The 13657-nt window shown below is 71.8% G+C and carries 15 protein-coding genes; 8 read left to right on the plus strand and 7 right to left on the minus strand.

Annotated elements, in window-relative coordinates; translation table 11 throughout:
* The first annotated feature begins 62 nt into the window (after positions 1–62).
* On the plus strand, positions 63–551 hold the full coding sequence (locus tag IE107_RS01915) for a phosphatase domain-containing protein (RefSeq protein ID WP_189540257.1): 489 nt from the start codon (positions 63–65) through the stop codon (positions 549–551).
* Between the two features lie 44 nt (positions 552–595).
* Here the strand turns inward: IE107_RS01915 and IE107_RS01920 are convergent, their stop codons facing one another.
* Positions 596–811 (minus strand): dodecin, encoded by a 216-nt coding sequence (locus tag IE107_RS01920; protein WP_189540259.1) that lies wholly within the window; start codon positions 809–811, stop codon positions 596–598.
* A 203-nt stretch (positions 812–1014) separates the two neighbouring features.
* Between IE107_RS01920 and IE107_RS01925 the strand changes: the two genes are divergently transcribed.
* The 3 genes from IE107_RS01925 to IE107_RS01935 all read left to right on the plus strand — a co-directional run bounded on the left by IE107_RS01925 (position 1015) and on the right by IE107_RS01935 (position 4200).
* Positions 1015–2271 (plus strand): extracellular solute-binding protein, encoded by a 1257-nt coding sequence (locus IE107_RS01925; RefSeq protein ID WP_189540261.1) that lies wholly within the window; start codon positions 1015–1017, stop codon positions 2269–2271.
* A gap of 199 nt (positions 2272–2470) precedes the next feature.
* Positions 2471–3277 carry a GNAT family N-acetyltransferase gene (locus tag IE107_RS01930; protein ID WP_189540263.1) on the plus strand — a complete coding sequence of 269 codons (807 nt, stop codon included), beginning with the start codon at positions 2471–2473 and terminating at the stop codon, positions 3275–3277.
* Positions 3274–4200 carry a lysophospholipid acyltransferase family protein gene (locus IE107_RS01935; protein WP_189540265.1) on the plus strand — a complete coding sequence of 309 codons (927 nt, stop codon included), beginning with the start codon at positions 3274–3276 and terminating at the stop codon, positions 4198–4200. Before IE107_RS01930 ends, IE107_RS01935 begins: the two co-directional genes overlap by 4 nt.
* Here the strand turns inward: IE107_RS01935 and egtD are convergent.
* The 4 genes from egtD to egtA are packed head-to-tail and all read right to left on the minus strand — an operon-like array spanning position 4143 to position 8516.
* Positions 4143–5105, minus strand: a complete 963-nt coding sequence (gene egtD, locus IE107_RS01940) for an L-histidine N(alpha)-methyltransferase (protein ID WP_189540268.1) — start codon at positions 5103–5105, stop codon at positions 4143–4145. The genes IE107_RS01935 and egtD overlap by 58 nt on opposite strands.
* Entirely contained in the window at positions 5102–5857 is a 756-nt protein-coding gene (egtC, locus tag IE107_RS01945) for an ergothioneine biosynthesis protein EgtC (RefSeq protein ID WP_189540270.1), read from the minus strand. The genes egtD and egtC overlap by 4 nt, the downstream gene beginning before the upstream one ends.
* The gene (gene egtB, locus IE107_RS01950) at positions 5857–7200 is read right to left on the minus strand and encodes an ergothioneine biosynthesis protein EgtB (protein ID WP_189540273.1); all 1344 of its coding nucleotides are present in this window, start codon (positions 7198–7200) and stop codon (positions 5857–5859) included. The genes egtC and egtB overlap by 1 nt, the downstream gene beginning before the upstream one ends.
* Positions 7197–8516: an ergothioneine biosynthesis glutamate--cysteine ligase EgtA gene (egtA, locus tag IE107_RS01955; protein ID WP_189540275.1), complete on the minus strand. Its 1320-nt coding sequence runs from the start codon at positions 8514–8516 to the stop codon at positions 7197–7199. The genes egtB and egtA overlap by 4 nt, the downstream gene beginning before the upstream one ends.
* Positions 8517–8664: 148 nt before the next feature.
* Here egtA and IE107_RS01960 point away from each other — a divergent pair, with 148 nt between their 5' ends.
* Positions 8665–9522 (plus strand): TIGR02452 family protein, encoded by an 858-nt coding sequence (locus IE107_RS01960; protein WP_189540277.1) that lies wholly within the window; start codon positions 8665–8667, stop codon positions 9520–9522.
* Positions 9523–9828: 306 nt separating this feature from the next.
* On the opposite strand, the gene IE107_RS36330 is transcribed toward IE107_RS01960, so the two are convergent.
* Complete coding sequence (locus IE107_RS36330) at positions 9829–10041, minus strand: NfeD C-terminal domain-containing protein (RefSeq protein ID WP_506004908.1); 213 nt, start codon at positions 10039–10041, stop codon at positions 9829–9831.
* A gap of 53 nt (positions 10042–10094) precedes the next feature.
* Between IE107_RS36330 and IE107_RS01965 the strand changes: the two genes are divergently transcribed.
* Positions 10095–11117, plus strand: a complete 1023-nt coding sequence (locus IE107_RS01965) for a LacI family DNA-binding transcriptional regulator (protein WP_189540279.1) — start codon at positions 10095–10097, stop codon at positions 11115–11117.
* A 90-nt stretch (positions 11118–11207) separates the two neighbouring features.
* Complete coding sequence (locus tag IE107_RS01970) at positions 11208–11507, plus strand: hypothetical protein (RefSeq protein ID WP_229866639.1); 300 nt, start codon at positions 11208–11210, stop codon at positions 11505–11507.
* Positions 11508–11590: 83 nt separating this feature from the next.
* On the opposite strand, the gene trxA is transcribed toward IE107_RS01970, so the two are convergent.
* Complete coding sequence (gene trxA / locus IE107_RS01975) at positions 11591–11962, minus strand: thioredoxin (protein WP_189540283.1); 372 nt, start codon at positions 11960–11962, stop codon at positions 11591–11593.
* A gap of 114 nt (positions 11963–12076) precedes the next feature.
* Between trxA and IE107_RS01980 the strand changes: the two genes are divergently transcribed.
* Positions 12077–13519: a dihydrolipoyl dehydrogenase family protein gene (locus IE107_RS01980; protein ID WP_189540285.1), complete on the plus strand. Its 1443-nt coding sequence runs from the start codon at positions 12077–12079 to the stop codon at positions 13517–13519.
* Positions 13520–13657: the final 138 nt, after the last annotated feature.

The following is a 13657-nucleotide window of genomic DNA, read 5'->3' on the forward strand; positions in this document are numbered from 1 at the left end:
GCGGCTGCGACGAAGGCGGGCTGGTGCTGCTGGTGGCCGCGCTGGTCTGATTGGCTGGGGGTGTGAGAAGTGACCACCGGCCCCTGGCCGTATTCGACTTGGACGGCACGCTCGCGGACAGCGGCCACCGGCAGCACTTCCTGGAGGGCCGTCGGCGCGACTGGAACGGCTTCTTCTCGGCGGCCGTCGACGACCCGCCGCTTCCCGAAGGGGTACGGCTGGTGCTGAGCAGCGCCGAGCGCTGTGAGGTCAGGTATCTCACCGGACGGCCCGAGCGGTGCCGCCGGGACACCGTGGCCTGGCTGGCGGAACACGGACTGCCCGAGGGGCGGGTGTACATGCGCCGTGACGACGACCGCAGGCCGGCCCGGCACACCAAGCTGGAGATCCTGCGGCGGCTGGGCCGGGAGCGTGAGGTGCGGATGCTGGTCGACGACGATGAACTCGTCTGCGACGCGGCGGAGCAGGCGGGCTTCGCCGTGGTGCGGGCCCGCTGGGCGAAGCCGTCGGACGCGCTTAAGGACGCGCAGGAGCGCGAGGGCCGTACCTGAACGCTGGTCGCGCCGGACCGGCTGGTCGCGCCGGACCGGTCGTGTCAACTCGTCTCGTCGAGCCGGAAGCCCACCTTCAGCCCCACCTGGTAGTGCTCGATCCGGCCGTCCTTGATCTCGCCGCGTACCTGCGTGATCTCGAACCAGTCGAGATTGTGCAACGTTTGCGAAGCTCTTGCGATGCCTCTGCGGATGGCGTCGTCGACGCCCTCGTGGGAGGTTCCCACGATTTCGGTGACCCGGTAGGTGTGGTTTGACATCCTATGTCTCCTCTCATCCCTACCACGGTGCCCCACCCGGCCCGAGACCGCGAGAGGTCGGCGTGCGGACTGTCCCGTGAACGGGCCTTGACCAAATTCAATGGTCCATACCAAAATCCAGCCACGCCCGTGCGAGCGTTGCCCGCAGTCCCCCACACCGGGTCCCTGAATTCAGTCGTGCTGTTTCGCAGAAGGTGAACCTGGTGAAGAACCGCATACTCGTCGGAGCCGTCGCGCTCGCTTCCGCCTTTGCGCTGGGTGGGTGCGGGCTGGGCTCGGGGCCGGAGGCCTCCGGCAGCAAGAAGGTCACGATCTGGCTGATGAAGGACAGTGTCTCCGCCGATTTCCTGGAGCGGTTCACAGAGGCCTATCAGGCCGAGCACCCATCCGTCGAGCTGGAGTTCAAGTTCCAGAGCTGGAGCGGAATCGGTCCGAAGGTCATCGGCGCCCTCAAGGGCAAGGACACTCCGGACGTCATCGAGGTCGGAAACACTCAGGTCGCCCAGTACGCGCAGAGCGGCGGCCTGCGCGATCTCACCCTGGAGTCCGTGCGCGATCTCGGCAGCGAGGAGTGGCTGCCCGGTCTCGCCGACCCGGGCAGCATCGACGGCATGCAGTACGGAATTCCCTGGTACGCGGCCAATCGGGTGGTGATCTACAACAAGGAGCTCTTCGAGCAGGCAGGCATTGAGAACCCGCCGAAGACCCGGGACGAGTGGATCGCGGACAGTCAATTGCTGAACCGGAACGGCAATCAGGGAATCTATCTCGCGGGCCAGAACTGGTACGTCCTCGCCGGATTCATCTGGGACGAGGGCGGCGAACTGGCCCTGGAGAAGGGCAGCGAGTGGGAAGGCGCGCTGGACAGCCCCGCCGCGCTGCGGGGCATGGACTTCTACAAGGAACTCCAGGCGCTCGGCGACGGTCCCAAGAACGCGGACGAGGAAAAGCCCCCGCAGGCCGATGTGTTCGCCGAGGGGAATGTCGCACAGATCATTTCGGTGCCCGGCTCCGTCGCGCAGATCGAGAAGCAGAATCCCGAACTCAAGGGAAAACTGGGCTTCTTCCCGATCCCGGGCAAGACCGCCGAGGAGCCCGGGGCCGTCTTCACCGGCGGATCCGACCTGATCGTCCCGGCCGAGGCGGACCAGCGCACCGAGGGCATCGAAGTGATCAAGGCGCTCGCGGGCCGCACATGGCAGGAGGAACTCGCCAGGACCATGAGCTACGTGCCCAACAAGCCCGGTCTCGCACGCGTGGTCGTGGGTCAGGAAGGCACCGCGGCCATGGCCCGTGGCGCCACGAAGGGCCGCGCGACCCCCAACTCGCCGCAGTGGGCGGACGTCGAGGCCGACAACCCGATCAAGCCGTACATGACGGCGGTACTCGAAGGCGGTGACCCGCAGCGGGAGGCGAAGAAGGCCTCGGAGCAGATCACCTCCAAGCTCGCAGTGAACTGACCCGCGCGATCCACCGGCCGGCGGCCGTGGGGCAGGTGGCCGTTGTCGGCCACCCCCGGGATTCAGCCTTCGCACATTTCGGCGCTCCCGAGCGGTCATGTCGAATCCAGCCGGTCACGGAAGAAGTAAGGGGCCGGGCCTTCGCACACGGTGCGGCGGTCCGGCGGCCGCCCTTGCCGATCCGCCCCCGGAGATTGTCATGAACGCGCTGCCAGTCACCCCGCTCCCCACCGCCCCCGCCGTTCCCGCGCAGCCCGTCGCCCCCGCCCCGCCGCGCTACCGGGTGTCGCTCGCCACCGACCAGGACCAGGTCCGCGCCGCCCAGCGGCTGCGCCATCTGGTCTTCGCCGGTGAACTCGGGGCGAGGCTGGAAGGACCCGAACCCGGCCTGGACAGCGATGAGTTCGACGCGTACTGCGATCACCTGCTGGTACGGGAGGAGACCACCGGCGACATCGTCGCCACCTACCGCGTGCTGCCGCCCGAACGGGCGCGGATCGCCGGACGCCTCTACGCGGAGAGCGAGTTCGACCTCGGGCGGCTGGGCCCGATCCGGGACGACCTGGTCGAGGTCGGACGCTCCTGCGTCCACCCGGCCCACCGCGACGGCGCCGTCATAGCCCTCATCTGGGCCGGACTCGCCCGCTACATGGAACGCACCGGGCACAACTGGCTGGCCGGCTGCTGCTCGATCTCCCTCGCCGACGGAGGCGTCGCGGCAGCCGCCGCATGGGAGACCGTACGTACGAAGCACCTGGCACCCGAGGACCACTGGGTCACCCCGCACCGCCTCTGGCAGCCCACCGGGGGAGCGGCCCCGGTGCCCACCGGGCTCGCCACGCTCCCTCCGCTGCTCCGGGGCTATCTGCGCCTCGGTGCCCGGGTGTGCGGGGCGCCCGCCCACGACCCCGACTTCAACGTCGCAGACCTGTACGTACTGCTGTCGCTGCGCCGCACCGACCCGCGCTACCTGCGTCACTTCCTCGCCCTCGCCCCGCTGCGATGAACCCCTGGCTGCCCACCGCACCCTGCACCCCGCGCGAGTGCGCCGGCCACGAGGGCCGGGTGCGGGGCCGTCCGGCCGCCGTGGCCCTGCTGCTCGCCGGATGCGCCTGCATCCTGGCCGGCGCACTGGGCGCCCCGTTCGCGGCGATGCTCGGCGCGGCCCGGCGGGAACGGCTGATCCGGCGCTGGGCGTACGGCGTCGTGCGCGCCTTCGGGGTACGGGTGCGGATCGTCGGCACACCCGCGGTGCCCGACGGGTCGACCGCAGCACCGGGCACGCTCGTCGTCGCGAACCACATCTCCTGGCTGGACATCCCGCTCGTCGCGGCCGTGTTTCCCGGCCGGATGCTGGCCAAGAGCGAGATCCGCGACTGGCCGCTGCTCGGTCCGCTCGCCGCGCGGGGCGGCACGCTCTTCGTCGAACGCGACCGGCTGCGCGCGCTGCCCGCGACCGTGCGCACCATCGGGGCGGCGCTGCGCGGCGGATCACGGGTGGTCGTCTTCCCGGAGGGCACCACCTGGTGCGGGCGCGGCCCCGGCGGCCGGTTCGGGCCGGCCGCCTTCCAGGCCGCGATCGACGCGGACGCCACGGTCCGGCCGGTACGCATCAGCTACCGCGCCGCACCGGCAAAGCACACTGCCCCGGCCGGACGCGTCGCATCGGTGGAACACACCGCACCGATGGAACGTTTCGCACCGCCGGAACACAACACCCCGGCCGGCGCGGCCGCGTTCGTCGGCGACGATCCGCTCATCGCCTCACTGTGGCGGGTGGTGACGGCAGCCGGCCTGACCGCAGAGATCCGCGTCCTGCCGCCGATCCAGGCACGCGGCCTCCCGGACCGTCGTGCCCTGGCCCGCCGTGCTCAGACCGCCGTCGCCAACGAGAGCGCGAACCGGTCGCCGGAATCCGTCCACCACTGATCCAGCCGCAGACCGGCCGAGCCGAGTTCCGCCCGGACCCCGTCCCGGCGGAACTTGGCCGACACCTCCGTACGCAACTCCTCACCGGCCTCGAAGGGCACCACGAGATCCAGGTCCGGGATCTTCACGGTGTGCGCCCGACGGGCCCGCAGCCGCATCTCGATCCATTCGTGCTCCGGGTTCCACAGCGCCATGTGGTCGAATCCGGCCGGGTCGAAGTCGGCGCCCAACTCCCGGTTCACGACCCGCAGTACGTTCCGGTTGAACTCCGCGGTCACCCCGGCCGCGTCGTCGTACGCGGCGACCAGCACCTTCTCCTCCTTCACCAGATCGGTGCCGAGCAGCAGCGCGTCACCCGGGGAGAGCAGCGACCGCACGGACTTCAGGAACACCGCTCGCTCGTCGGGCAGCAGATTGCCGATCGTGCCGCCCAGGAACGCGATCAGCCTGGGCCCCGGCGTTCCCGGCAGCGCCAGTCCGCCCGTGAAATCGGCGATCAGGGCGTGCACGGAGAGCCCGGGCCGCTGCGCGAGGAGTGCCTCGGCGGCGCCGTGCAGTGCGCTCTCGCTCACATCGACCGGCACGTAACTGTGCAGTACGGGCAGTGCGTCCAGCAGGTGCCGGGTCTTCTCGGACGAGCCGGACCCCAGCTCGATCAGGCTCCGAGCCCCGGACACCCGGGCGATCTCGTCGGCGCGGTCGATCAGGATCTCGCGCTCGGCGCGGGTCGGATAGTACTCGGGCAACCGGGTGATCTCCTCGAACAGTTCGCTGCCGTGGGCGTCGTAGAACCACTTGGGCGGCAGTGTCTTCGGGTGCCGGGTCAGACCTTGCAGGACATCGGCGCGCAGCGCCGCGTCCGTCGCGTCCACCGGCAGGGTACGGGTCAGCAGAAAGGGACTCACTCAGTGGGCTCCTTGAGCGGGGTCAGCAGAACGTCGGTGCGGGTCGCCGTCAGCAACGTGCGGTCGGGGACGGCACGCCAGCGCGGATCGTCGTCGTACGGTTCCGAGGCCACGACCGTGCACAGGCCCGGCTCGGCGAGATACGACAAGGTGTCGCCCCAGGCCGTCGCCACGATCGTCGAGCCGTCGGTCAGCAGCAGATTCAGCCGGGACTCCGGCGCCGCGGCCGCCACGTCGAGCACGGTGTCGGCGACGGCCTGCGGCAGCGCGTCACCGTCGGCCAGACGGTGCCGTACGAGAGCCCAGACGAGGGCCGAGTCGCAGCGTGCGGTGAGGGTGAGCAGTTCGGCCGGGGGCAGCGCCGCGGCGAGCGGGGCCACGGCGTGGGGCCAGCCCTTCACCGCTCCGTTGTGGCTGAACAGCAGGGGTCCGGCGGCGAAGGGTGCGGCCGCCGCCTCACCGTCGGCGCCCGCCTCGGTGGCATCACGGACGGCGGCGAGCAGCGCCGTGCTGCGCACCACCCTGGTCAGGTCGGCGAAGGTCTCGTCGCCCCAGACCGGGCCCCGGCGCCGGTAGCGTCCGGGCACCGGATCGCCGTCCGCGTACCAGCCGACGCCGAAGCCGTCCGCGTTCACGGTCCCGTACCGCTGGTGTCTGGGCGCCCAGGACTGGCGCACGAGCGAGTAAGGCGGCTGCGTCAGCAGTTCGCCCAGGGGCACCGGAGGGCCCAGATAAGCGATATGACGGCACATCAGGCATCCCTCGCGGTGCGGAAACCGGAGAAGATCTGACGCCGCACCGGCAGGTCCCAGTTGCGGAACGTCCCCCGGCACGCCACCGGGTCCACGGCGAACGAACCACCGCGCAGCACCTTGTGGGCCGGCCCGAAGAACACCTCCGAGTACTCGCGGTACGGGAACGCCGAGAAACCGGGATAGGGAAGGAAGTCACTGGACGTCCACTCCCAGACGTCACCGATCAACTGCCCTGCGCCGTAAGGGCACCTTCCCTGCGCGTACGCCCCCGCGGGCGCGGGCCGCAGATGGCGCTGGCCCAGGTTCGCCAGCCCGGGGGCCGGGTCCTCGTCGCCCCAGGGGTAGCGCCGTGAACGTCCCGACACCGGGTCGTGACGTGCGGCCTTCTCCCACTCCGCCTCGGTGGGCAGCCGGCGTCCGGCCCAGCGGGCGAACGCGTCCGCCTCGTACCAGCTGACATGGATCACCGGCTCGTTGCCGGGCACGGCCTCGGTGACCCCGAAGCGGCGGCGCAGCCACTGACCGGCGTCCCGGTGCCAGAACAATGGAGCGGTCAGTTCGTGCTCACGGACCATCGCCCACCCCTCGGGCGCCCACCAGCGCTGCTCGGTGTAGCCGCCGTCCTCGATGAACTCCTGGTACGCACCGCAGGTGACCGGGGCCGTGTCGATGAAGAAGCCCGCCACGTCACACACGTGCGCCGGGCGTTCGTTGTCCAGGGCCCACGGCTCGGTGGACGTCCCCATGGTGAACGGGCCGCCCGGGACCAGGACCTCCGCGGGCAGACCCGCCGCCTCGGGGGGCGCGGGCGGCACGGCTGCGGCCAGCACGGCCGGACCCGACCGTAGCTGATGGGTGATCAGCATCGTTTCGTCGTGCTGCTGTTCGTGCTGGGCGATCATGCCGAAGGCGAACCCGGCCCGCACCAGTGGACGGCAGCCGTCGAGCACGGTGCCGTCGAGGACGTCCAGGGCCCGGCCGCGTACCTCCGCGGCGTACGCACGCGCCTCGGCGGGGGCCAGCAGCGGCAGCGAGGGGCGGGTCGCCCGGGGGTGCTCGAAGGCGTCGTACAGCCCGTCGATCTCCGGGCGCATCGCCTCCCGGCCGGCCACCCCGCGCAGCAGCCACAGCTCTTCCTGATTGCCGATGTGCGCGAGATCCCAGACCAGTGGGGACATCAACGGCGAGTGCTGTGCGGTCAGTTCGTGATCGTCCACGCTGTCGGTGAGCAGCGCGGTGCGTTCGCGAGCGGTGAGCAGCGCCGTGAGGGCGCGTTGCCGCAGCGCCTCGGCGTCGGCCTCATGGGGCGCGCATCCGGAGGGATTGGGGGAGTGGGTCATGAGCGGGACACCTCGCAGTGGTGGCCCGGACCGCCGGGCGGAACCGGCGCCAGCAGTTCGGGAAGGTCGTCGGCCGGACATCGGCCCCGTGCCACGAAGCGGTCGTTGAAGCCGGCCACGGCGTCCTGCACGGCCTTCGAGGCTCCCATCCGGGGCAGCGCCTCCAGCGCGGCCCCGAAGCAGGTGACCGCCGCCGCGCGCAGCTCGGGATCGGCCAGGCCGTCGCGGGCGGCGCCGACCCAGAGCGGATTGCGTGGCGCCCGCTGTGTCCCGGCCGTCTCGGCCAGTGGTTTCACGGTGCGGTAGACGGTCTCGGCGGCCTCCGGGTCGTCGAACAGGGCAGTGGTGACCGCGAGCGGCACCAGCCACCCGTCCGCACCGTGCTGTGCGTCGATCATGCGCAGCTCCAGATGGCCGCGCGGCCGTACCGGCGGGAAGAGCGTGCTGATGTGGTAGTCGAGATCGGCGCGCACCGGTGCTCTGGGCGCGCCGGAGCGGATCCAGTCGCGGAACGTCAGCCCCTTCGGCACGGTCCACGGACCCGCGTCGTCCCGGATGCACAGCACCGGGGTGTCCAGTACATGCGCGGTCCAGGCATCGCGCGGCGGCAGACCGCCGGACGGTGCCAGGGTCCGCCACGGATCGAGGCCGGTCCAGAGCGACTGCCGGGCGGACCGCCACGGCGTCGGGCGGCCGAGCCGCAGGGGCGAGTTCGCGAACGCCGCCACCAGGACCGCGCCCAGCAGATGGCCCAGCTGCCAGCGCCGTCCGTAGCCGAGCGGACCGGGTTCCTCCTCTCCGGCGTCCAGACAGACCTGGACGGACGCGGTGGTGCACATCATGGCGCGACCGGCCGGGCCCGACCGGTCGAACGACGCTTCCATGGCGTCGTACCGGGGCTCGCGCAGCAGCCGGCGCGGGGGGTGCCACGGGTCGACGCCGATCCCGACCGGCGCGAGCCCCGCCCGGTCCAGGGCGTCACGTACCGCGGTGAGATCGGCGGCGGTGGCGTCGATACACGCCATCAGGGAGTCGGCGGGGCGCGAGCTGAGCTCCAGCTGGCCGCCGGGTTCGAAGGTGAGCGCCGCGCTCAGGGGCAGGGCCCGGAGGATGCCGGCGGCCGCTTCGAGGCGGTGGTGCGGGACGGGAACGCGGGGATTGTCCCGGTCGTGGATGAGCCATTCGAGTTCGACGCCCACCTTGCGGGGCGGTCCCGTCTTGAAGCAGATGCAGCGCAGTAAATCCTCGGCCTCGCCCTCGCCCAGGGGCGGGTACTGGCCGGGCGGACCGTGGCCGCCGGGTGTGTCGTACGACATGCCGGGCCTCCTTTTCTCGGTGCCTCCCCACCACCCAAACCCCTGCGGATGGATCGCACAAGAGTGCCGCTTTCCGTCGGAAATCCGGTTGCGCCCATGCCGCAGGAGCGCCGAGCATGCCCCGTATGCACCACACGGGGGAGTACCGATGAGCGCACGACTGCGCGGCATCGCGCGTGACACCGAGGCCATCGTCGAGGCCGGCCGCTACCGTACGAACGACGGACGCGAGGTGAGCATCGAGCGCGCACTGACCACCGCTCTTTCGGGGACCAGGCTGTACGGCCCGGAGCCGGTGCCGGTCGCGGCGCTCGACTCCGACCGCACCCCGGCCGTCGAGGTCACCGGCGAGAGCAGCCTGGAGGCGGCACGCCGGATGACCGGCGAAGGCCCCGGCAAGGTCGCCGTGCTGAACTACGCCTCCGCCCGCAATCCCGGCGGCGGCTACCTCAACGGCGCACAGGCCCAGGAAGAGGCCCTGTGCCGGGGCTCCGCCCTGTACGCCACACTGCTGCGCGCTCCCGGCTACTACGCCCACCACCGCGCCGAACGCAGTGCCTTCTACACCGACCGGGTGATTCACTCACCGGGCGTGCCGGTCTTCCGTGACGACCGGGGGCGGCTGCTCGACACCCCGTACACCGTGGGTTTCCTGACCTCCCCGGCGCCGAATGCCGGAGTCATCCGCAGCCGCACCCCTGACGAGGCCCACCGCATCGCCGCCGCGCTCGCCTCCCGGGCGGAGCGGGTGCTGGAGGTCGCGGCGGTGCGCGGGTATCGCAGGCTGGTGCTGGGCGCCTGGGGCTGCGGTGTGTTCCGCAACGACCCGGCGCAGGTGGCCGGTGCGTTCCGGGCACTTCTCCTCGACGGCGGCAGGTTCGCCGGCCACTTCGAGCAGATCGTCTTCGCCATCCTCGACCGCAGCCCCGAATCCGCCACCCGGTCCGCCTTCGACCGGGTGTTCGGACAGGGTCTTCCGTCCGGATCAGGTGGCCAGACCATGTGAGCCCGGCGTGTTCCGAACGCAGGGCCCTGGTCCGGCTCCGCGGCGCGGGGCCGGTGCCCGTCCCGGACCGAGGGGCACGCACCGGCCACCGCCGGACCGGTCAGAAGGCCGAGCCGTCCTCCTGATCACCCGTCACCGGAATCCGCTGCTTGCACGGTGACGGCTCATTGGCCGGGGACACCCCGTTCACCAGCGGGGCCGCTTCCGCCTGGCCGCCCCGACTCACCGTCGTCGGCAACTGCCGGGCCTGCCCCGGGCCCCGGTCCCTCTCGGAGGCGAAATCCGTCAAGACACCCCGTGCGGGCGTCAACTCCCGTACGCGGGAGCCACATGGACCGTACAAGGCGGCAGATGTTCGAGCACCGTCACCACCGTGCCCACCTCGATGCGCTCCTTCGCCTGGGCCGGATGCGCGAGAAAGCGCTCGGCGCCGCCCCGGATCCGTACCATCACCTGCCCGCCAGTCCTGGCCCGCCGTCCCGGTGACCCGGCCGAGCGGCCCCGCCATCGAGGATTCATCCATGCCCCGGAGCGCACCCACGCACCGCGAGTCTGGAAGACTGCCCGACGCCATGAGCCAGTTACCGAACCAGCCCACCGAACCCCCCGTCCCCACCAGCGCCGACGTCGCACGGCTCGCCGGGGTCTCCAGGGCCACCGTGTCGTACGTGCTGAACAACAACGCCGCCGTACGGATCAGCGAGACCACCCGCCGCCGGGTCAGGCAAGCCGCCACCGAACTGGGCTATGTCCCGCACGCCGCGGCCCGCAGCCTGCGTGCCGGACACACCCGCATGGTGCTGCTGCCCACCGTGAACTTCCCGACCGGCCCGCTCCACCACCACTTCTTCCACGAACTGGAATCGGGGCTGCGCCGACTCGACTACACCGTCGTCCAGTACGGCAGCACCGGGCTGAACCCCGACGACGCGCCCCGCGCCTGGGCCGAACTCCGCCCGGTCGCCGTGATCGCCCCCGGCACGATCGACCTCACCGCGCACGGGATATCCGTGCTCAGGCGGTCCGGGGCCAAGGCCGTGATCACCCTCGGCCCGCGGCCGGTGCCGGGTGCCCACGCGCTGGTCATGGACCAGCGGGAGGTCGGCCGCTGCGCGGTGGGACATCTGCTGGAGAGCGGCAGGCGTCGTATCGGCGTGGTCATGCCCGAGGAGTGCGGCCTGGGCCCGTTCGCCGAACCCCGGCTGACCGGGGCCCGGCAGGCCGCCCGGTCCCTCGGTGCCCGCGTCGAACCGCTGCCTCTGCGGTACGACGAGGAGTCGGCCGCCCGGCTGGCCGCCCGCTGGCGCACCCTGGACCTCGACGCGGTGTTCGCCTACAACGACGAATACGCGATGCTCCTGATGCGGGCCCTTCAGGACGCGGGCATCGAGGTGCCCCGTGAGACCGCCGTGGTCGGCGCCGACGACCTGATGCTGGGCAGGCTGCTGCGGCCCCGGCTCAGCACCGTACGCATGGAGCTGGCCACCGCACAGCCCCTGGCGGGCCTCGTGGACCGGCTGGTGCGGGACCCCGGCGGTGACCCCGAACACCACGACCTGCTGCGGGCCGGGGTGGTCCGGCGCGAGTCCGGCTGAGGCGCCGGTGGCCGGGCGCACCGGCCGGACCGCACTGTGCGGCAGCGCCGCAAGGTGCGTACCGGGTGCCGCTTGCCTAGCGTCATGACCATGAGCCATCCGCAGAGTTACGAGATCCTGCTGGTCCCCCGGTTCGTCGAGGACACCACCGACGCCGAGGACACTGCCGACGCCGCCGAGCCGGGCGGTGCCGTCCGCTCGGCGGTCGTGTCGGCGACCGGGGAGACCGGGGCGTCCGGCTACCCCCGGTACTCCGGCGAAGGCATCGTCGCGGACATCGACCCCGCGACGCACTCGGTCGAGGCCCTTCTGGTCGACGGCGCCGAACTGGCCCTCGGTCTCTCGGCCCGGATCAAGGAGAAGGACACCGGGGCCGACGCCGAAGGCTGAGGCCGCACCGCCCGTCCCGGGGCACCGGCACGACTGAGGGGCCCGACCGGCCGGGGTCGGACCTCTCAGCCTGAGGGCAGGCCCTACTTCTGCCCGTTCTGCTGTTCCTCGATGGACTTGCGGATCTCGTCCATGTCCAGCTTCCGCGCCTGCCCGATCACGTCCTCCAGCGCCGCCTCCGGCAGCGCACCGGGCTGCGCGAACACCGCCACGTTCTCCCGGACGATCATCAGCGTGGGAATGGAGCGGATCTCGAAGGCCGCCGCCAACTCCTGCTGCGCCTCCGTGTCGACCTTGGCGAAGACCAGGTCGTCGTGGCGCTCCGACGCCGCGTCGTAGACCGGGGCGAACTGCCGGCACGGGCCGCACCAGGAAGCCCAGAAGTCGATCAGGACGAAGTCGTTGTCACTGACGACCTGATCGAAGTTTTCCTTGGTGAGCTCAATGGTGCTCATTCTCTGTTACCTCTTCCTGTGCCCGTTCGGACCTGTCGGCACAACGGTGCCTGCTCCTGCGCTATTCCGCCTGCCCATGTGGCCGCCGCGCACACCCGCGACCAGACTGTCCCCATGACTGATGCTTCCCTGAACACCGAGTACGACGTCGTGGTGGTCGGAGCGGGGCCGGTGGGCGAGAACGTCGCCGACCGGGTCCGTGCCGCCGGGCTGAGCGCCGCGGTCGTCGAGGCCGAACTCATCGGCGGCGAGTGCTCCTACTGGGCCTGCATGCCCAGCAAGGCCCTGCTGCGCCCCGTGGTCGCCCGCGCCGATGCCCGCCGCGTCCCCGGTCTCAGCGACGCCGTACAGGGGCCGCTGGACACCGCGGCGGTCCTCGCCCACCGTGACACGTACGCATCGCACTGGAAGGACGACGGGCAGGCCGCCTGGGTGGAGGGCATCGGCGCGGATGTCCACCGGGGCCACGGCAGGCTCACCGGCGAGAAGACGGTGGCCGTGACCGCGCCCGACGGCACCGAGCACCGGCTTACCGCCCGCCACGCCGTCGCCGTCTGCACCGGCAGCCGCGCCGTCGTCCCCGATCTGCCCGGCATCGACGGGGCCCGCCCCTGGACCAGCCGGGAGGCGACGAGCGCCAAGAAGGTGCCCGGCCGCCTCGTGATCGTCGGCGGCGGTGTGGTCGGGGTGGAGATGGCCACCGTCTGGCAGGCACTCGGTGCCCGGGTGACCATGCTGGTCCGGGGCAAGGGGCTCCTGCCGAAGATGGAGCCCTTCGCCGGTGAACTGGTCGGCCGGGCCCTCACCGGGGCGGGCGCCGACGTCCGCACCGGGGCCTCGGTCGCCGCCGTGCGGCGCGCGGTCCCGGACGGCCCGGTCACCGTGGAACTGGAGGGCGGCGAGCAGGTCGAGGCCGACGAGATCCTCTTCGCCACCGGCCGGGCCCCGCGCACCGACGACCTCGGGCTGGAAACGGTGGGCCTGAAACCCGGATCCTGGCTCACCGTCGACGACAGCTGCCGGGTCGAAGGCACCACCTGGCTCTACGCGGTCGGCGACGTCAACCACCGGGCGCTCCTCACCCACCAGGGCAAGTACCAGGCGCGGATCGCGGGCGCCGCGATCGCCGCCCGCGCCGCCGGCGTACCGCGGATGGAGACCGACCGCTGGGGCGCCCACGCCGCCACCGCCGACCATGCGGCCGTCCCCCAGGTCGTCTTCACCGACCCGGAGGCCGCCTCGGTCGGCCTCACCCTCGCCGGGGCCGAGCGGGCCGGCCACCGGGTACGCGCCGTCGACCTGGACCTCGCCGCAGTGGCGGGCTCCGGGTTGTACGCGGACGGCTACCGCGGCCGCGCCCGCATGATCGTGGACCTCGACCGGGAGATCCTGCTCGGTGTCACCTTCGTCGGACCGGGCATCGGCGAGCTGCTGCACTCAGCGACGATCGCGGTCGCCGGCGAGGTCCCGATCGACCGGCTGTGGCATGCCGTACCCGCGTACCCGACGATCAGTGAGGCCTGGCTGCGGTTGCTGGAGGCGTACCGGGACGCGTAGCCCGTCGAGCGGCCGCAACCAGTCGTTGCGGATGCTGTGCCCAGGACTCACCGGCGGCCGTGGTGCGTGGGTACGGCCGGGCCGGCGGCTGGAGGAGGCCGGGACGAGGCGGGTGCGGAGGAGGGCCTGCAGAGCGGG

This window comes from Streptomyces gelaticus (assembly GCF_014649535.1).
GTDB classification, from domain to species: Bacteria; Actinomycetota; Actinomycetes; order Streptomycetales; family Streptomycetaceae; genus Streptomyces; species Streptomyces gelaticus.

Coding starts and splice junctions, on each gene's coding strand:
- IE107_RS01965 (WP_189540279.1), top strand. CDS start 10,095: ATGAGCCAGTTACCGAACCAGCCCACCGAACCCCCCGTCCCCACCAGC.
- egtA (WP_189540275.1), bottom strand. CDS start 8,516: ATGTCGTACGACACACCCGGCGGCCACGGTCCGCCCGGCCAGTACCCG.
- IE107_RS01930 (WP_189540263.1), top strand. CDS start 2,471: ATGAACGCGCTGCCAGTCACCCCGCTCCCCACCGCCCCCGCCGTTCCC.
- egtB (WP_189540273.1), bottom strand. CDS start 7,200: ATGACCCACTCCCCCAATCCCTCCGGATGCGCGCCCCATGAGGCCGAC.
- IE107_RS01920 (WP_189540259.1), bottom strand. CDS start 811: ATGTCAAACCACACCTACCGGGTCACCGAAATCGTGGGAACCTCCCAC.
- IE107_RS01960 (WP_189540277.1), top strand. CDS start 8,665: ATGAGCGCACGACTGCGCGGCATCGCGCGTGACACCGAGGCCATCGTC.
- IE107_RS01935 (WP_189540265.1), top strand. CDS start 3,274: ATGAACCCCTGGCTGCCCACCGCACCCTGCACCCCGCGCGAGTGCGCC.
- trxA (WP_189540283.1), bottom strand. CDS start 11,962: ATGAGCACCATTGAGCTCACCAAGGAAAACTTCGATCAGGTCGTCAGT.
- IE107_RS01970 (WP_229866639.1), top strand. CDS start 11,208: ATGAGCCATCCGCAGAGTTACGAGATCCTGCTGGTCCCCCGGTTCGTC.
- IE107_RS36330 (WP_506004908.1), bottom strand. CDS start 10,041: ATGAATCCTCGATGGCGGGGCCGCTCGGCCGGGTCACCGGGACGGCGG.
- egtC (WP_189540270.1), bottom strand. CDS start 5,857: ATGTGCCGTCATATCGCTTATCTGGGCCCTCCGGTGCCCCTGGGCGAA.
- IE107_RS01980 (WP_189540285.1), top strand. CDS start 12,077: ATGACTGATGCTTCCCTGAACACCGAGTACGACGTCGTGGTGGTCGGA.